The organism is Paraburkholderia sp. GAS32, assembly GCF_050434225.1.
Taxonomy (GTDB): domain Bacteria; phylum Pseudomonadota; class Gammaproteobacteria; order Burkholderiales; family Burkholderiaceae; genus Paraburkholderia; species Paraburkholderia madseniana.
The window spans coordinates 429,243-447,198 of the sequence record NZ_JBNPVS010000001.1 but is presented as its reverse complement, the minus strand read 5'-3'; the positions used below and the strand labels follow the sequence as shown (position 1 = coordinate 447,198).

At 61.1% G+C, this 17,956-nt stretch carries 17 protein-coding genes; 14 read left to right on the top strand and 3 right to left on the bottom strand.

What is annotated here, in order from left to right; all coding sequences use genetic code 11:
• Positions 1-1,856: 1,856 nt before the first annotated feature.
• From P3T25_RS02025 to P3T25_RS01965, 13 genes are all read left to right on the top strand, one after another.
• A complete protein-coding gene (locus P3T25_RS02025; protein WP_154562327.1) occupies positions 1,857-2,042 on the top strand; it encodes a Flp family type IVb pilin in 186 nt (61 codons plus the stop codon).
• A 98-nt stretch (positions 2,043-2,140) separates the two neighbouring features.
• Positions 2,141-2,626, top strand: a complete 486-nt coding sequence (locus P3T25_RS02020) for an A24 family peptidase (RefSeq protein WP_154562325.1) — start codon at positions 2,141-2,143, stop codon at positions 2,624-2,626.
• Between the two features lie 27 nt (positions 2,627-2,653).
• Positions 2,654-3,661: a Flp pilus assembly protein CpaB gene (cpaB, locus tag P3T25_RS02015; protein WP_154562323.1), complete on the top strand. Its 1,008-nt coding sequence runs from the start codon at positions 2,654-2,656 to the stop codon at positions 3,659-3,661.
• Between the two features lie 118 nt (positions 3,662-3,779).
• A complete protein-coding gene (locus P3T25_RS02010; RefSeq protein ID WP_154562407.1) occupies positions 3,780-5,075 on the top strand; it encodes a type II and III secretion system protein family protein in 1,296 nt (431 codons plus the stop codon).
• A gap of 18 nt (positions 5,076-5,093) precedes the next feature.
• Positions 5,094-5,468 carry a CpaD family pilus assembly lipoprotein gene (locus P3T25_RS02005; protein ID WP_154562321.1) on the top strand — a complete coding sequence of 125 codons (375 nt, stop codon included), beginning with the start codon at positions 5,094-5,096 and terminating at the stop codon, positions 5,466-5,468.
• 10 nt (positions 5,469-5,478) lie between these two features.
• The gene (locus P3T25_RS02000; protein WP_154562319.1) at positions 5,479-6,696 is read left to right on the top strand and encodes an AAA family ATPase; all 1,218 of its coding nucleotides are present in this window, start codon (positions 5,479-5,481) and stop codon (positions 6,694-6,696) included.
• A complete protein-coding gene (locus P3T25_RS01995; RefSeq protein WP_429357342.1) occupies positions 6,696-8,072 on the top strand; it encodes a CpaF family protein in 1,377 nt (458 codons plus the stop codon). The genes P3T25_RS02000 and P3T25_RS01995 overlap by 1 nt, the downstream gene beginning before the upstream one ends.
• Positions 8,069-9,046, top strand: a complete 978-nt coding sequence (locus P3T25_RS01990; RefSeq protein WP_154562315.1) for a type II secretion system F family protein — start codon at positions 8,069-8,071, stop codon at positions 9,044-9,046. Before P3T25_RS01995 ends, P3T25_RS01990 begins: the two co-directional genes overlap by 4 nt.
• Complete coding sequence (locus P3T25_RS01985) at positions 9,043-9,993, top strand: type II secretion system F family protein (RefSeq protein ID WP_154562313.1); 951 nt, start codon at positions 9,043-9,045, stop codon at positions 9,991-9,993. The genes P3T25_RS01990 and P3T25_RS01985 overlap by 4 nt, the downstream gene beginning before the upstream one ends.
• A complete protein-coding gene (locus tag P3T25_RS01980; RefSeq protein ID WP_154562311.1) occupies positions 9,990-10,853 on the top strand; it encodes a tetratricopeptide repeat protein in 864 nt (287 codons plus the stop codon). The genes P3T25_RS01985 and P3T25_RS01980 overlap by 4 nt, the downstream gene beginning before the upstream one ends.
• Positions 10,850-11,323, top strand: a complete 474-nt coding sequence (locus P3T25_RS01975; protein ID WP_154562309.1) for a TadE/TadG family type IV pilus assembly protein — start codon at positions 10,850-10,852, stop codon at positions 11,321-11,323. The genes P3T25_RS01980 and P3T25_RS01975 overlap by 4 nt, the downstream gene beginning before the upstream one ends.
• Before the next feature lie 8 nt (positions 11,324-11,331).
• Positions 11,332-12,384 (top strand): pilus assembly protein TadG-related protein, encoded by a 1,053-nt coding sequence (locus P3T25_RS01970; RefSeq protein ID WP_154562307.1) that lies wholly within the window; start codon positions 11,332-11,334, stop codon positions 12,382-12,384.
• A 70-nt stretch (positions 12,385-12,454) separates the two neighbouring features.
• Positions 12,455-13,168 (top strand): methyltransferase family protein, encoded by a 714-nt coding sequence (locus P3T25_RS01965; protein ID WP_233464937.1) that lies wholly within the window; start codon positions 12,455-12,457, stop codon positions 13,166-13,168.
• 544 nt (positions 13,169-13,712) lie between these two features.
• Here the strand turns inward: P3T25_RS01965 and P3T25_RS01960 are convergent.
• The 3 genes from P3T25_RS01960 to P3T25_RS01950 form a co-directional block, all read right to left on the bottom strand.
• Positions 13,713-14,564 carry a carbohydrate ABC transporter permease gene (locus tag P3T25_RS01960; RefSeq protein WP_154562349.1) on the bottom strand — a complete coding sequence of 284 codons (852 nt, stop codon included), beginning with the start codon at positions 14,562-14,564 and terminating at the stop codon, positions 13,713-13,715.
• Positions 14,561-15,451 carry a carbohydrate ABC transporter permease gene (locus tag P3T25_RS01955; RefSeq protein WP_154562351.1) on the bottom strand — a complete coding sequence of 297 codons (891 nt, stop codon included), beginning with the start codon at positions 15,449-15,451 and terminating at the stop codon, positions 14,561-14,563. The genes P3T25_RS01960 and P3T25_RS01955 overlap by 4 nt, the downstream gene beginning before the upstream one ends.
• A gap of 150 nt (positions 15,452-15,601) precedes the next feature.
• Positions 15,602-16,834: an ABC transporter substrate-binding protein gene (locus tag P3T25_RS01950; RefSeq protein WP_154562353.1), complete on the bottom strand. Its 1,233-nt coding sequence runs from the start codon at positions 16,832-16,834 to the stop codon at positions 15,602-15,604.
• Positions 16,835-17,168: 334 nt separating this feature from the next.
• Between P3T25_RS01950 and P3T25_RS01945 the strand changes: the two genes are divergently transcribed.
• The gene (locus P3T25_RS01945) at positions 17,169-17,942 is read left to right on the top strand and encodes an SDR family oxidoreductase (protein ID WP_154562355.1); all 774 of its coding nucleotides are present in this window, start codon (positions 17,169-17,171) and stop codon (positions 17,940-17,942) included.
• The last annotated feature ends 14 nt before the right edge of the window (positions 17,943-17,956 follow it).

The following is a 17,956-nucleotide window of genomic DNA, read 5'->3' as shown; positions in this document are numbered from 1 at the left end:
CTACGGCGCTTCCGAACTGGACCCGCCCGAAGGACCTGGTCGATGATTCGTGAGTCAGGTCGTGAAAGGCCTTGACAACTTCCTGCTCATAGAAGGCCGTTTATAGGTGTGCAGTCTGTCTCGCCGCTCAATGCTGGCTGGGTCCCTGACAACTTCGGAGTCCAATCGATGGATGAATGAAAACCGAGCTTGCTAAAAAGGGGAAGTCCTTATAGGTGAGCGGGCACGTGGCGGGTTTGGAAGACCGGGATCGTAACGAACCGGCGAGCCTTGCGGCTCCCCCACCACAGCCCGCCCATAGAAATATAGACGTGCAGAGGTAGACGCACGCCCCGCCTGAGCGGGGGTGCGGTTACGATCACAGGCTTCCACACCTGACCGCCGGGTGTTTCCCGATGCCTTGATGATTATAAATCAAGGTAGCGGCGTAGCGTTCAACCAGGCGGGCTAAGTCTTTGCGTTTGGCTGATTGGATAAGGTTGTCGGCGGACGTTGGAGCGTTGCTGCGACTTCGGAGGTCGCAGAGGGCGCGCGGTTAGTCGTCTCTACGTTCACAGTCAGTGCGCAGGCGTATCTGGGCTTCGCCAATGTCCGGGCTTGGCGGTCGATGACGGTTCATCGGCCGAAGCGGTCGTTCGCGCGCGTCGAAATTGAGTCGGACGCGAACGTCGGCTGTCGAGAAACTCGAATGATCTGTATCGGCGCACAGGGGACTTAGGTTCGGTCCAATACGGACGTTTAGAACCTGTCGCCGGGGCGCGAACCGGCTCGCGAACATGGCACATCTCGCCGCGTCTAGATTCTTCTGTCTGGCATTGAACTTATCGTTCCGTACCTTTCTACGCGCACGCGCCTGTGGATTACGGGTTCGCGCGCAGCCGGCCGATCATGGCATGGACCGCAGTAAGCTGCGAACCCGATTTCAGCGCATAGTCGGGGCCGGTATAACCGAACCAGTCGCAGCAATCTTCCGGACTGAAAGGAACCGTGGGCGCAATCGCCTGAGGGTGAAGGACGACGATGTTGTTCGTGTCGGCCCAGTAGTTGTAGTTAGTCTTCGCATAGAAATTGTCTCCGACTACGGCCGCCGACGACCACGCCTGCCCCGACTACCGAGCCCGAGTACGCAACCTGGTATTGGATCGCCATGAAGGCGCCCCACGAAAGGCCTGACACAGACGTATGTGACGGGTCGCCGTGGTATGACGGCCGCGCATCAGCGGCCAGCTCGGCGGAAGCGTCCGGCCTGCGGGCTCAGTGCTTTCCCTTCACGTACCTTCAACGCTTCCATGTCGAGCATCGCTGCCCGCTTGCCGGCCTGTTGACAGCTACGCAGGCGAGCGATCTGGCGAGTCTCATCGCAAGGGGTATCCAGCAACGAGCGGCCGCTATAGATCGAGCGACGGCGGTATGGCGAGGCGCGATCGTGCGGGATGCACGCTGATAATCACGTGAAACTGCAAATTCATTCTGTCGCGAAACGAATGGTTTCTTTTTCAACCTTGCATGCTGCGATCACTTTGATGGCGAGGCCTAGCCGAAATGACAGTCCTCTATTTGTCTGATCAAAAAAATCTTTGAATAGCGAGGGTTTCTAGCCTCATTTCTTCGGTTTGCCGGTGTGGGGCCATCGTTATCCTCAGCAGTGTTGAAGGATCCGGATGTTGTCTGCATGCCGTCTCGCACGCAAACGTTTCACCTTTGTGACGAGTCTGAAACTGATGCGATCTTTTCGCTCCCGGGTCTGACACGTCTGCGCCTTCAACAATTGACTCAGAAACCCGTCGCATCGCGTTTTAACGCAGCTTCGTTCTTTCGGCATCCTTACAAAAGTCAAACTCACCTACGGAGTCCTCATGCTTCAATTTATCAAGTCTCTGTCGCGCGACGAGCGCGGCGTTAGTGCGCTCGAGTATGCGGTGCTCGCCGGCATCGTAGTCATTGCGGTCGTGGCGGCCGGCGCTATTTTCGGTGGCGCTGGCGGTCTGCCTGCGCTGTTCACGAACATGGTCACGAAGGTTACGAACGCACAGAACGGTTAATCGATATCTCCAGACATTGCGGGATCAGTGGGCCAGCCCGGCTTCCCCAAGGGGCGCCGGGCGTCCCGGGCACAGCGGAAAATAAGGAAAAGCCACCCATGCTGTACGCGGCGAAATCAGCGGCTTGTCTTGTATTGGCATCACTGGCGGTGCGCGATATCCGCTCGCGCCGCTTGCCGACACGCGCCGTATTGCTCGTGGCCTGTCTTTACGGGATCGATGCTGCTGTTGCTGGAGTAAGCATCGCGTCGCTCGCGGATCACCTCGGTGCTGCTGCCATCGGCTTTGCACTGTTCGCGCTTTTGTTCCGCTGCGGCTGGATGGGCGGAGGCGATGTCAAGCTGGCCGCCGCCGTTTTCCTGTGGGCAGGTCCTGCCTACGCATGGCCGGTGTTTTTCATCGTATCTTCCGGCGGCCTGGTTCTCGGCTTGACAGCGCTGATCATAGGTCTCGTCCGCAGACATGCGACGCATTCCGCGCCAGCATCCACGCAGCCCGCTTCGCCGTGCAGCGTGCCCTACGGCGTCCCTCTTGCGTTCGGCGGCATCGCGGCCGTATGGCTGCCCGTCTTGAACTCTCTGTAGCCGATCTGACAGCCGATCGCCACGCCCATGCCCAGAATTTTAAAGATCGTCATCCTCGTGATACTCGCCTCGGTCGGCGCGATCATTTTCCGCGCGTTGTTCGTCGCCGCATCGCAGCCGGGCCAGGCGCGGCCGCCGGCGATGGATCGGGTGCGCGTCGCAGCCGCTGATCTGCCAGAGGGGATGTTGCTGCGCGACAGCGACCTCGCCTGGAAAGATGTTCCTCACAAGCAGCTCCAGCAGGGTGCGCTTGTAAAGAGCGACGCTGACAGCGCAGATGCAACGGACCTGAAAGGCGATGTGCTGCGCCACGCGGTGACAGCCGGCACGCCGCTAGGCACTGCGGATGTCATTCCGCCCAATGCGCCGGGATTTCTCGCTGCTGCATTGAAGCCCGGCATGCGTGCAACTTCAGTTGCCATCGACGACGTTTCGGGCAACGCCGGCCTGATCCAGCCAGGGGACTACGTCGACGTGCTGCTCACGCAGCAACTCGACGGGCCGGCCCGTGCGCCGGAGAACACCGCTCGCTCTGTGGAAAGCGAGACGGTGGTCAACCGCGTTCGCGTGCTCGCAGTCGGTTCGGTCTTCCAGCGACCCAAGGCAGATACGGCAGACGCGAATACGCGTGCGCGAACGGTCACGTTCGAGGTGACGCCGCATACCGCGCAGGTGATCGCCGTCGCGACGCACCTGGGTTCGCTGTCACTCGCGCTGCGCAGTTTTGCGACTAGCGATCGCAATCCGCCCGTCACCGGCAATGAGACGCTGCCGCAAACACCACCCGTGTGGGCCGGCGACGTCTCGCGTGCCCTGTCAACGGTACGCGTATCGGCGCACGGCACGGCGGGGTCGGTCCCGGCTGCCCCGCATCCGGTGATCGTCTACCGCGGCTCCCAGGTATCGGACGCAGGCGGGGATGCAAGGCTTCAAGGCAGTACCGGTGCCGCGGGTGTGCCACCACTGCCGCCGAACCCGCCGACGACGGTTGCCGGGCAGAACCCGTTGCCGGAACAGCCCACTACACAACGCTGACCCTTCGGCTTGCCCAGGCGGTGAGACCCGAAATTAACAGGAAGGATTCATGTTGCATCGTGTCTATTCGGCAGTGCAGGTGCGGTTGATCGCCGGATTCGGACTGACGGTCGCACTGATGCATGGCGCGCTCGCTGCGAGCATCGATCCGTCGCTGGCGGTCGCGGCAGGCGGGGGCGAAATGCTGCACCTGCCCGAGCCAGCCGTCGCGGTGTTCGTCGCCGATCCGGGTGTCGCGGACGTGCACGTACCGACGCCTCAAACGGTATTTGTGCTCGGCAAGAAGGCGGGCACGACGACCTTGTTCGCGCTCGGCGCCCACAATCGCACGATCCTGCGGGAAACCGTCGTGGTCAGTGCGGATACGCCTTCGATACAGCGTATGCTCGACGCCCGCTTCCCGCACTTTCAGCTGAACCTGACGGGTGCTCCCGGTTCGCTGATGGTCGCTGGGCGCGTGCCCGACGCGGCGGCCGCGGACGCCGTGATGCAGTCCCTTACACCGTATCTGCACGACAAGGAGACGCTGGTTAACCGGCTGACGTTGACGCGGCCAATCCAGGTCAATCTGCGCGTGCGCATCACCGAAGTGGACCGCAACGTGACGCAGCAATTGGGCATCAACTGGAACGCACTCGGCCAAAGCGGAAACTTCATCGGCGGCCTGTTCAACGGCCGTGCGTCCGCTGCCACGACGACGCTTTCGTCAACCGGCGCATTCTCGGTCCTCGGGGCGTTCCACGCCGGCAAATGGGCGATTGACGGGGTGCTCGACGCGCTCGATCAGGAAGGCTTGATCACGATGCTCGCGGAACCGAACCTCACCGCGATGTCTGGCGAAACCGCCAGTTTCCTCGCAGGTGGCGAGTTTCCGATCCCGGTTCCGCAAGGCCAGACCAATTCGATCACGATCGAGTTCAAGCCCTATGGCGTGTCGCTCGATTTCACGCCCACGGTGCTGTCGGATAACCGGATCAGCCTCAAGGTGCGCCCCGAAGTCAGCGAGATCGATCCGACCAACAGCGTGACGATCGACAGCATCAAGGTGCCCGCGCTCACCGTGCGCCGCGTCGAGACCACCGTCGAATTGTCGAGTGGACAAAGCTTCGCCATTGGCGGACTGCTGCAGAGCAGGACCAGCGACGTCCTCTCGGAGTTGCCGGGCCTGGGCAAGCTTCCGGTATTGGGCAAGCTGTTCTCGTCGAAGAACTATCTCAACGACAAGTCCGAAGTGGTGGTCATCGTGACGCCTTACATCGTGCAGCCCGCTGACCCCGGCCGTCTGCGGCAACCGATCGACACCATCGTGCGGCCGAGCAGCGACATCGAGTATGTGCTGCAGAGCAAGCTCGGGCTCGATCCGCTGTCGGGGAACGTGCCGCGCCTCGTCGGGGCCGCGGGCTTCGTCTATTGACCTATCGGGAACCATGCCATGCTCCTTCGACTGATCGGTATTGGACTGCTGCCGCTTTTGCTGCCCGGCTGCATGTCCGCAACTCCGCCACTCGGACTTCCCGATGCATCGGTCATCGGCTTCGACAGCCGCCACGCGATCGCGCCGGACTGCGCGACGCTGGTCCAGCCGTCGCATCTGGTCGATGCGGGCGTCGCGCGCGCGAGCATGCCATTCGGCTGCGCGACGTATACGAATCTCGCGGTGATGCTCGCCCGGCCGGAGGATCTCGTCGATCCGCTGCCGTACGCCGGCGCCGACGCAACGACGGCCGCAGGCGCGGTGCGCCGCTATGACGAAGGCCGCGTGAAGCAGCCGAACGCCACGTCGACGACAAGTCCATTGACACACTGACACGCCCCTCATGAATGCGCTCGACATGTTTCGTCCCGCGAGTTCGGCCGCAGCACACGCGGCGGACCTGCTTGCGGTTGTCTCTGATGCAACCAGCGTCGATGCCGTGAAGAGCCTGATTGTCGATCAGGCGATATCGAATGCGCACGCGCAGATCGGCAACATCGACGACGCGATCCGTCTGCTGCAGAATCTCACGCGGCCGCCGCGCCAGTTGCTGGTCGACGTGTCCGGCTCCGACATGCCATTGTCGGACCTCGCTCGACTGGCCGACGTGTGTGCGCCGTCGGTCGCCGTCGTTGTGATCGGCGATCGCAACGATGTCGGTCTGTATCGCAGCCTGCTCGAGATTGGGATCCAGGACTATCTCGTCAAGCCTGTGACGGTCGAACTGCTCCTGCGCGCACTGTCGGCTCGTGATCCGTCCGCCCAGGCACGCACCGGCAAGGTGATCAGCTTCATTGGCGCACGAGGTGGCGTAGGTGTGACGACGATCGCCGTCTCGCTCGCGCGACATCTGACGGATGAAACGCTCAGACATGTGGTGTACGTCGACCTGAACCTGCACGGCGGGGCGGCCGGTTCCACGCTTGGGCTACCCGGAGGCAACGGGCTGACTGATCTGTTGCAGGACACGCGCAGCATCGATCCGCAGGCACTCGATCAAGCGGTGGTGGCAGCCGGTGAACGGCTCTTCACGCTGTCGTCAGAGCTTCCCTATGAAACCGAGTTCACCGTGCGTCCGGGTGCGCTCGCCGACCTGATCAATACGCTCAAGCGCCGCTTCCATTATGTGCTGCTCGATCTGCCGGCCCGGAGCGGCCGCATCGTCGAAGAGGCGCTCGACGCATCACAGGTCATCTGCATCGTGGCGGATCCTTCCGTGTATGCGTCACGCGAGTGCATGCGCCTGCTCCGCTTCACCGAAGATCGCTCGGGCGAACCGGTGATCTCGGTGCTGCTGAACAATCCGCTCGAACCCGTCGCGGACCGCGTCCAGCCTCTGGACTTCAAGCGCGCGCTGGGACGCGCCGTCGTGCACGAATTGCCGTACGATCCAAAGCCCCTTGCGCGGGCCGAAAACCTGGGCGAACCGCTCGGCGATCGCAGGAAGCCTCTGGGGTTTGCCGCCGCTATCGAACGCGTTGCAAACAGCCTCACCGGCCGTGAGTCTCCGGCGCCCGCTCCCTGGCACCTGCGGTTATTCAAAATGCGGAGAAGCGGCTGATGTTCGGCGCCAAAAAACCCATCCCGGAGCCTTTGCCGCTCGCCGACGCAGAAACCGTGCAGCCCGCGGCGCCTGCGCATCCGCATCCGCGCACGCCGCCTGACGGCTACGAGACCGTGATTCGCTCGGAAAACTTCAGGAAAATCCGCGCGGTAGTTTTTGCATCGATGAACATGTCTGCCGCGCTGATGAAAACGCGCGACCAGGTGCGCGCAGGCATCGAGGAAATCGCTGCCGACGCGGTGATACGCGAACAGCTGCACATCACGCCTGGCGAGCAGGCCCAGATCGTCGGCGAAATCCTCAACGACATGTTTGGCGTCGGCCCCATCGAACCGCTGCTCGCCGATGATGCGGTGACGGATATCCTCGTCAACGGTCCGGATCAGGTCTATGCCGAGCGGCATGGCCGGCTTGAACTGACGTCGCTGAAGTTCCGCGACAACGCGCATGTGACTAACGTCGCGCAGCGCATTGCAGCTGCGGTTGGCCGACGCGTCGACGAAAGCAGCCCGATGGTCGACGCGCGACTGGCCGACGGAAGCCGGGTCAACGTCGTGCTGCCGCCGATCGCGCTACGCGGCGCATCGATCTCGATCCGGAAGTTCTCACGGCGCAATATCACGCTTGCAAGAATGGCCCAGCAAGGCAACATGTCGCCGGAGATGGTCCGCTTGCTGAAGATCGCCGGCGCGTGCCGTCTCAACATCATCATCTCGGGCGGTACAGGTTCGGGCAAGACGACTTTGCTCAATGCTCTGTCGCAACACATTGACGAACACGAACGTGTCGTGACTATCGAGGACGCCGCGGAACTGCAATTGCAGCAACCCCACGTCGTAAGCCTCGAAACGCGCCCAGAGAACAGCGAGGGACTCGGCGCGGTGACGCAGAGAGATCTCGTGCGCAATGCGTTGCGGATGCGTCCCGACCGCATCATTCTGGGCGAAACACGCGGTCCCGAGGCATTCGACGTACTGCAGGCAATGAACACCGGTCACGACGGTTCGATGACGACCATTCACGCGAATACGCCGCGCGACGCGATCACCCGGCTCGAAAGCATGGTGATGATGGCGAACGGGAACCTGCCGCTTACGGCGATCAGGCGCCAGATCGCCAGCGCCGTACATCTGATCCTGCAGGTCGAACGCATGCGCGACGGCGTGCGCCGCGTTACCCGCGTGACTGAGCTGGCGGGCATGGAAGGCGACGTGATCATCACGCAAGATCTGTTCGCGTTTCGCTACGATGCCAGCGCCTATCAGGAAGACGTGAAAGGCACCTTCGAGTCGTCGTCGTTGCGTCCTGTGTTCGCGACACGCGCTGCCTACTACGGCCTCGAGACGACCCTGATGGAGGCGATGCGGCCATGACACCAGCGGACATCGTCGGCGCCGGTGCGTTCGTCGCGATCGTGCTGACAGGCATGCTCGTATCTTCGCTGCGCGATCTCGCACGCAGTCGGCCGCGGCGGCGTATTCAGGAGCGCATGAGAGAGCTTCAGCAGGTGCGCGCCGCAAGGCAGCAGTCTGCGCCAGCAGACACGAGCGGCGCATTATTCGAACGGCCGAAGGACTACGGCGCGTTCCAGAGGTGGTTCCAGCAATATGTGCAGCGGATCAGGGCGGTAAGCGGCGGGGGCGGCATCCGTCTCGTATGCGCGAGTGGTATAGCCGGCGCTGTGGTCGCGTTCATCGTCGTGCGGCTCGCCCCGCTGCCTGGGTGGTCGCATCTGTTTATTTATTCCTGCATGTCGCTCGCCGCGATACGGTTCACCTATCGCTTTCTGATCGCCCGTTTCCGCGCGCGGTTTCTGCTGGTATTTCCCGATACGCTCGACCTCATCATCCGGGCGGTGCGTGCCGGCATCCCGGTCGTGCAGGCGATCAGCACCGCTGGCAAGGAGGCCGAGGAACCGGTTCGCTCGACTTTCCGCACGATGGGCGACAGCCTGCGGCTGGGTGCGGACCTGAAAGAAGTGCTCGACAAAGCAGTCGTACGCCTGCAGATCGCCGATTTTTCGTTCTTTGCAGTGTGTCTGCTGCTGCAACGTGAGACAGGTGGAAATCTGGGGGAAACGCTGGAGAACTTGTCTGGAATCATTCGCACCCGCAGGGACATTCGTCTGAAGACCCGAGCGTTGACCGCGGAGGGCCGAATCGCGAGCAAGATCATTTCCGCGGTGCCCTTCGCCATTATGGGCTTCCTGTACGTCATCAACCGGCCGTATGTCGACCTGCTGTTTCACACACGCGCTGGCCACAAGATGCTGACGCTTGCCGCGGTGCTACTTGTCATCGGTCTTTCGCTGATTCAAAAAATATCGAATCTGGACACGTCGCGATGAACTTTATTGACTCTGATGCCGTGCGCGACCTTGCGCTGGTGCTCCTGCTCTGCGGCGGACTACTGCTTGCGCTGATGCGGCCGCGCAGCACCCGCCGTCGCATCGCACATCGCGCGCGTATCGCCGCAATGCGCGCGGACTCGCATCCACCATTGCGCGCGGAAGAGCACGTAGCGGACCTTTGGCAACGCCTGCTGAAGCGCTTTGCATCGCTCGGCGAACGCGTGCCAGTGGGCGGTGCGGCGCAGCGCAACCAGCTGGGCGAGCAGTTGGTCCGGGCCGGATTTCGCGAGCGCCGGGCGGTTTCGATGATGATCGGCTTCAAGCTGCTGGTCGGCGCGTTGTTCGCGCTGGTGGCAATTGTGCTCGGTCCGTATGTGCCACGCATTGGCGAGTATTTTGTGTTTCGAGCACTGATGATGGGCGGCGTGTTCATCGTTGGGATGATGCTGCCCGAGCTTGCGCTGAACACGCTGATCAGCCGCCGGCAAAAGGCGATAGCTTCGTGTCTGCCCGACGCGCTCGACCTGCTGGTGATCTGCACCAACGCGGGCAACAGTCTGGTGGTCGGCGTGAAGCGCGTCGCACGAGAACTGAAGACGATCTGTCCGCCGCTTGCCGACGAGTTTGCCGTAACCGGCGACGAACTGCAGGTCAGCGGCGACAGTGCGGGCGCCTTGCGCCACCTGGCGGCGCGAATCGGTTTGCCCTCGGTGCGCGCGCTCGTGACCACGCTGATTCAGTCGCAACAGTACGGCACTCCAATCACCCACTCGCTGCGCATGCTGTCACGTGCCGAGCGGACCGCGCAGATGATGACGCTCGAAGAAAAGGCCGCGAAACTTGCAACCAAGATGACGTTGCCAATGATGTTCTTCATCCTGCCGACGGTGGGCCTGATAGCGGCCGGCCCGGCTGTGATTCGCCTGATAGCGGTCTTCAAATGAAAATTTCCCCAACGTTGCTGCGCTCCATCGTCATAGCGCTGCCGTGTGCCGTCGTTTTGCTGACGGGTTGCGCCAACGGCGGCAGTTTTAACCCGCGCCCCATCTCGTCGTCGCGCAACATCGACGGAACGAGCGATCTGCGCGTCGCCGACAGTGCTTTGCGAGGTGGTGATGTCGAGCTTGCGAGCACACTGTTCGAAAAAGCGCTCGCGGCAAACCCGAACTCGCCCGAGGCGCAACTCGGTCTGGGCGATGCAATGTACCTGGCCGGCGACCTCGAGCGAGCCCGAGCGCTTTACCAGCTCGCCGCGCTGCAGACCCTGGTGAAGCCGGCAGCGCAACTCGGTCTCGCACGCGTGGCGTTGCGGCAGCGCCGGCTTGACGATGCAGCGGCGCTATATCGCGGGCTGCTAGCCAGCCAGCCTGACGATCCTGTGGCGTGCGAGGGTCTCGGCGCGGTGCTCGACCTTCAGGGCCGCCACGCGGACGCGCAGGCAATCTATCGCAGCGCGCTCGCGGCGCACCCGGAGGTACAGGGTTTGCGCATCAACCTGGGCCTGTCTTTCATTCTTGAGAATAAGCCCCGTCAGGCCGCCAACACTCTGCTCGACGTCGCAGGCCTGCCGGATGCACCTCTGCAGGCGCGCCAGAACCTGGCTCTCGCGTACGGGATGCTCGGCAACGCGGAGGCGGCGAAGAAGATCCTGCTGGTCGATCTGCCGCCGTCTTCGGCCGACGACAACCTGCGCTTTTATCAATCGCTGCGCGACAGGCTCGCCGGGTATCCTTCAGATACCCGGCGTACAGACGGCAAGGCCACAGCGGCAAGCGTTTCGCCGCCCGCAGAGGCGCCGAAATGAATCAGCGCGCGCTCGCCGTCAACCCGTCGCGTTGCCCCGTCCGGGCGCAACGTGGGTCGCGTGCCGGCGCCGAGCGCGGAGTGATCGCGCTCGAATTCGTTCTGGTGTTTCCGTTCCTCATGCTGGTGCTGTTCGGCATTATCGACGTCAGCCTGCTGTTGTGCGACAAGGCGGTCATTACCAATGCGAGTCGGGAAGCGGCCCGCGCCGGGGTGGTAGTGCGGATTCCCCAGTTGTCGGTTACCCAGATCAGCAATGTCGCGCTGAATTACACGCAGCAGAATCTTGTCACTGGAGGCACGGCTACAACACCCACCGTTACGGTAGATCAGTCAGGCGGCACGTCTCCCGGCAGTCCATTGACGGTCACGGTGACTTATCAGTACCAGGGCCTTGTTGTGGGTTCTGCTTTCAGTTCACTGACCGGCCCGGTCACGCTGACGGCTACAACTGCGATGAATTACGAGTGAGGGTGAAGATGAAGCGCACTGCCAACCCGTCGCGAATTCAGCCATCCCGCCCCCTGAGTCGGCAACGCGGCTCCGTGGCGCTCTTCTTCGTGTTGTTCCTCGTAGCGTTGCTGAGCTTCGGCGCATTCGCAGTCGACCTTGCGCGTGTCAGCGTGGTGCGCAATGAACTGCAAAATGCGGCCGACGCCGCGGCGCTGAGCGGTGCGGCCGCGCTATTGGCTGCCGGCACTAGCGGGCCGAACTGGGCTCTGGCGCAAACCGCAGCAAGTAACAGCGTCTCGCTAAACCGCTCCGATCAGCAGAAGCTGACGACGGGCGCGATTCAGACCGGTTACTGGAACCTGTCGGGCAGCCCAGCCGGCATTCAGCCGACAACGATTTCGCCGGGCCTCGACGATGCGCCCGCAGTGCAGGTAATTGTGACGCGCGCGGCAAACCAGAACGGGGGTGCGATCAATCTGTTTCTGGGCGGCCTGCTGAACCTGCTGAGCACGCCCGGCAGCGCCACTGCCGTAGCCGTGGCTGCGTCGCCAGGGACGGTCGGCGCGGGCGGCCTGTTTCCCGTCGTGCTGGACCAGTGCATTTTCAACCAGTACTGGAACGCGCAGACCAATCAACCCATGATCGACCCATCGACGGGTCAGCCTTACGAATTCAACATTACGAACGGTCAAGTCTATGGGGCATCGTGTTCTGCCGGCCAGTGGACGTCATTCCTGATCAACGCGAACAACGTGCCGACCGTTCGCTCGCTGATCGCGAACGGCAATCCAACGCCGCTGAGCATCGGCGACAGCATCTGGGTCGAACCCGGCGCGAAAACGACGCTGTACAGTTCGGTGCCGACGAACGTCACAATCGTCATTCCCGTCGCGGCGCAAATCGACATTAAGGCGTATGTTCCGATCGTCGCTTTCGCCGCGTTCTACGTCGACGCATCGGTTGGAGGTAGCGACAAATACATTCAGGGGCATTTCGTCGCGGGTTACAGGATACCGACATCTGCGAGCGGCGTCGGACCCAACTACGGAGCGTACATTGAACCGCGCCTCGCGCAGTGATCCCGATGCTGTCTGGCACGCGGCTCGCGAGCTGCGCGACGACCTTTCCTAACATCGACACGCAACGCCAATGGAACAAGAAAACCTGGGGTGGCCAGGCGCGCCCACCGCCTCGATCAGCCTCGATGCCCCGGCGTCCGTATCGCTTCCTTCATCTGCCGCGCGGCTGACGCCCAAACAACTGGTGATCGAGATTGCGTTGCGCGTCTGCACCGTGTCGGCACTTTCCGTGTTTCTCGTTTCCGCGATCCTCCAGGTTCTGAAGGACCCTTCGCGAATCACGCTGTTGCTCTTTTTGTTCACCTCACTCCTGGACATCGGCCTGGTGGTCTTCGCACGTGTTGCGCGCGAGCGGGACTTTACTCCCGTCAGCATGGTGATGTCTGTGACCGGGACCTTCTACTACGTCGCTTTTCGGATGGAGCCCGGCATCCATCTTATTCCTGAGGGGGTAGCCGTCGGATTGCAAATTGTCGGCATCGTCATCCAGCTTTGGGCGAAGCTCGCGCTGCGGCGCTCATTCGGACTTCTGCCCGCGAATCGAGGGGTTGTTGTGAGCGGGCCTTATCGCGTCTTGCGCCATCCGATGTACGTCGGGTACATGATTAGAAACGTCGGTTTTCTGCTTCCGAACTTCGGACTTCAGAATGTCATCGTGTTCGCGCTGCACTTCTGCGTACAGATCTGCCGAATCGTTCGGGAAGAACGCGTGCTGTCCAAGGATAGAAGCTACCGCGAATTCATGAGCCGCGTTCGGTATCGGTTGATCTTCGGTGTGTTCTGAATGCCGACGAGAGCAGCGGCCGCCACGCTAGCGAAGTAGGGCCGGGGACCTGATGTACGTGACATTCCGTTCGGTGGAACCGGCGACAGAGGCGAAAGATGTGGCCGCTCGGTAAGCGCCAGTCCAAGCCGAAGCATTTGCGTCTTGTCACAAGAAAAACCGCTCGCACGACGAGCACTTTTGTGCCGCGAAGCCTATTACCGATGCCATTGCGGAACTCATTGCTTTCGCCTTGGGCTGGACGCGCCGTAATGGATATAGGTCGCCACGATGCAAGGGCTGACTGGAACTGAGCGTCCGATTTGTAGAAGAATATATCTCCGTTTCAGGTAGATAGCGCCCGTCAAGAGCGCGTTAAACCGGCCATTCGCGGTAGGTCATATTCGGTGAAGTACGAGGGACCGCTCTGGCCGAGAATCAGCCGTCCGCAAACTTCGAATGGACTTGACGATTCGTGCCACAGATAGCGGCGGCGGGAGGCGGAGCTAGTTCTTCAGAATGGTTGCGCGGCGGCGGGCCAACTTCCCTCCCTGACTCCCAATCCTCACTTCACCGCCCCCAACGCCAACCCCTTCACCAAAAACCGCTGCAACCAAGCAAACACTATCGAAACCGGCAACGTCGCGCAGAGAGTAGCGGCCATCACCAAATGCCACTCAACGACATACTTCCCAGCCACCATATCCGTAACCTGCACGGTAAGAGTCTTATTCTCCGGCGACCGAATCAACGTATAAACAACCGCAAACTCATTCCAAGCATTGATGAACGTAAAGATCGCCGTAACAACAATCGCCGGCACAGCCAACGGCAAGAAAACCTTAAAAACAGCCCGAGTCCTCCCACACCCCTCAAGCCACGCCGACTCCTCAAGATCCCTTGGCACAGTCTGAAAGTAAGAAGACAACATCCAAACCGCAAACGCGATATTGAACGCCGCATAAGAAACGATGACCCCAATCTTGGAGTCAACCAGATTCCCATCCCCATAGGGAATCATCGCCGCGAGCCGGAACAACCCAACAACCAGCAAGATCGGCGACAGCATCTGCGTCACCAGCAGAAACTGCGAATACAACCCTTTCCCACGAAACGGAAACCTGGCCAACGCATAAGCCGCCGGCAAGCTCACTGCCAACGCCAACGCAGTCGACAAAAAGCTAATCACGCAACTATTCCTCAGCGCCACGCCGAAGTTAGCCGCAACCCACATATCCGAAAAATTGCTCCACTGCCAATGCACCGGCAACCACCTCGCCGGATAAACAAAAATCTCCGTAGCCGGCTTCAAAGCAGTAAACAACATCACAGCAAACGGAAACAGCACGGCCACAATCAGCGGCGAAAGTGCCAACCAGCACCACAGCGAGCGCTTCATCTTGATGCTGAGACTCATGACGTCTCTCCTTCTTTCGCGGGCTGCAGACGCAGATAGGCGATCGAGAAAACGAACAGCATGACGAGCATGATCAGCGACACCGCCGCGGCTTCGCCGGGACGCCCCAGCCGGAACCCAAGCTCATAGAGATACGTAACGAGAATATGCGTGCCGTTGTCCGGCCCGCCTTGCGTCATCACCCAGATGATCGGAAAAGAATTGAACACGTAGATCACGTTCAACAGAATCGTCATGTTGATGAACGGCCGCAAGAGCGGCATCGTCAGCTTGCGAAACTGCTGCCACGCACTGGCGCCATCCATCCGCGCCGCTTCATAAATGTCACCCGGCACCGACGACAACCCGCCCAGCAGAATCGTCACCGTAAATGGAATCGACACCAGAATGCCAACCGCGATCTCCACCGGAAACGCGAGCTCCGGCGTCGCGAGCCAATGTATCGGACCGTTGATAAAACCGAGCCGCTGCAACGTGACGTTGACCATGCCGTAGTCATCGTTGAAGGCCCAGCGCCACACCACGGCGGTCATCGTCAGCGAGACGGACCACGGCAGCATCACAATCGTGCGCGCCACGCCGCGTCCATAGAAATCCTGATTCAGCACCAGTGCAACCGGCACCGAAATTAGTACCGTGCCGCCCACCACGAACACGGTCCAGACAATCGTCCGCTTAGCAGCAGCGAGAAACGAGGGGTCCGTGAAAATCGTATAGAAGTTCTGCAGACCGGTGAAATCGCGGATCGCGCCGAAGCGCGAGACCTCGTGCAGCGATTGCCACACGATGTTGAAAATCGGATAGCTGATGATGAAAAGCGCCAACACCAGACTCGGCGCAATCAGCAACCAGGGCGCCTGGAGGCGCGAAGAAGCGGAACGGCTCATGCGTGCTCGATCGTAAGACGCGTCCACATTAAAGCGGACGCGACGGGATGGGCCGGATAGTGCATTACGGATATGACAACCGAAACGCGCGCCGCTTTCGCAACGGCGGCGCGCGTTCCGTGTTCACCAAATCACTACGAGACTACGCGATCACTTACCGAGCGACTTGTTCGCTTGCGTCGCTGCGGCAGTCAACGCGTCCGCCGGCTTCGCCTTGCCCAGGTAGATCGATTGCATTGAATCGGTCACAGCCTTCGCGGTGTCTTCCCAACCGGTCACAGTCGGCGCGAAGTGAGCCGTCGGCAGCAGCGCGACGAAAGCTTTGGTGTCCGGATCGTTGAACGCCGGATCGGTTGCCTCGGCCTTGGTGGTCGGCAGGAAGCCTTCGGTCGTCGTGAACTCGACGCGCGGTTCCTTCGTGAACAGATAGTCGAGGAACTTCCAGGCCGACTTCTTCACCTTCGAGTTCTTGAACATCACGATCGAGTCGGTCACCGCATAGGTGGCGTGCGTCGTGCCCATCGGGATCGGATCGATGCCGTACTTCAGGTTCGGCGCTTCCTTTTTGATCTGCTTGGCGAGGAACGGTGCGGAGATCATCATCGCAACGCGGCCCTGCTTGAACAGGTTCTGCACGTCTTCGCGGCTGTAGCCGGTCACGCCAGGCTGCGTCAGGCCGTCGTCGATCAGGGTCTTGTACAGCGTGGCCGCCTTGATGCCGGCCGGCGAATTGAACGCCGCCTTGCCGTCCTTGCCGACGACGTCGCCGCCGTTGGTCCACAGGGCGTAGTAATAGTAGACGTCGGTTTCGATTTCCTTGCCTTGCAGACCGAAGCCGGCAACGCCCTGTGCCTTCAGTTTCTTCGACGCATCGATCACGTCATTCCACGTTTTCGGGCCGTCGGGATAGCCGACCTTCGCGAGCAGATCCTTGTTGTAGTAGAGCGCGCGTGCAGACGCGGCGATCGGCAGGCCGTACACCTTGCCGTTGATTTCGCCCGGTGCGAGGAATGGGCCGATGAAGCGGCCCTTGAAGCTGGCGTCCATGTAGCCGTCGAGCGACTCGGCGACGTCGTCCTTCACGAAGTCGAGCAGCCAGCGCGTACCGACAATCGCCAGGTCGGCGTTGGCGCCGCCGGAGATGTCCGTTTGCAGTTTCTGTTGCAGCGTGTCCCAGTTCACGTCTTCGATCTTGATCGTGGTGCCGGGATTGGCCTTCTCGAAGTTACGGGCCATCTTTTCGAAGTACGGCGCGGTCGCATCGCTGTAATGCGCGACCGTCACGCGGACCGTGTCGGCGTGAGCCGCGACGGCGATACCTGCAAACGCGAGCGCCACGGCAACTTTGCCTAGCGCGAGGGAAGCACGGGCATGCAACGACATTTCTCTCTCCTGTGTCGATCGGAGTTAGCGCTTTACGCTTACTCCGGTCCCATCCAACGATGGTGGGGGGTGGTCTGCTGCCGTCGCCGGCCGCTTTGGGTTAAATTGTTTGAAAAAATCCTACATGACGCAAAATAGCTTGTCACGTAGGGTCTGCCATATTTTTTCTCAGCCAGTTTTGTGCATAAGATGCTGTAAAGCAGGGGTATTCTGCATAACGCGAAGTCACGGATACCCAATCTTCGGGATGACTAGACAACTGTTCGATGCCGGTTTTGTAGGAAATTTACACGCTAAACCGGCGCTGCAACGAGGTTGAAGGGCGAGGGTAGACATGAATCGTGTGGTGTTGGTGACAGGCGCTTGCGGCGGGATCGGCAGCGTGTTGTGCAAGCGTTTCGTGGAGCAGGGCGACACGGTGCTGGCGCTCGATGTCGACGCGGTCGCGCTTCACGGATTGGTTGCGCAACTCGGCGTCGCGCATGTCACGCCGATCGCGGTCGACCTGGGTGACGCTGCCGCAGTGCAGCAAGCGGTTGCCGATGCGGTGAAAACGCGCGGTCCGGTGGACGTGCTGGTTGCCAACGCGGGTGCCGCCAATGGTTTGACGCTCGCCACGACGGACGCCGCCAGTTGGCAGCGCGATATCCATCTGAATCTGAACGGTACGTATCACTCGGTGGAAGCGGTGCGCGCGTCGATGATCGAACGGCAGACGGGCACGTTGGTGCTGATCGGCTCGGTGAACGGCATGGCCGCGCTCGGGCATCCGGCGTATAGCGCGGCGAAAGCGGGTCTCATCAGCTACACGAAAGCGCTGGCGATCGAACTCGGCCGCTATGGCATCCGCGCGAACATCGTCTGTCCGGGCACGGTGAAGACGCAGGCGTGGCAGGCGCGCGTCGACAAGAATCCGCAGGTCTTCGAGGATCTTAAGAAGTGGTACCCGTTGCGCGACTTCGCGACACCGGACGACATCGCCGATGCGGTGCTGTTCCTCTCATCGCCGATGGCGCGTGTGATTACCGGTGTTGCGTTGCCGGTCGACGGTGGATTGATGGCCGGCAACCGTTTGATGGCGGAAGAGTTGACGCTCGAATCGCTTTGAATGGATTGGATTCG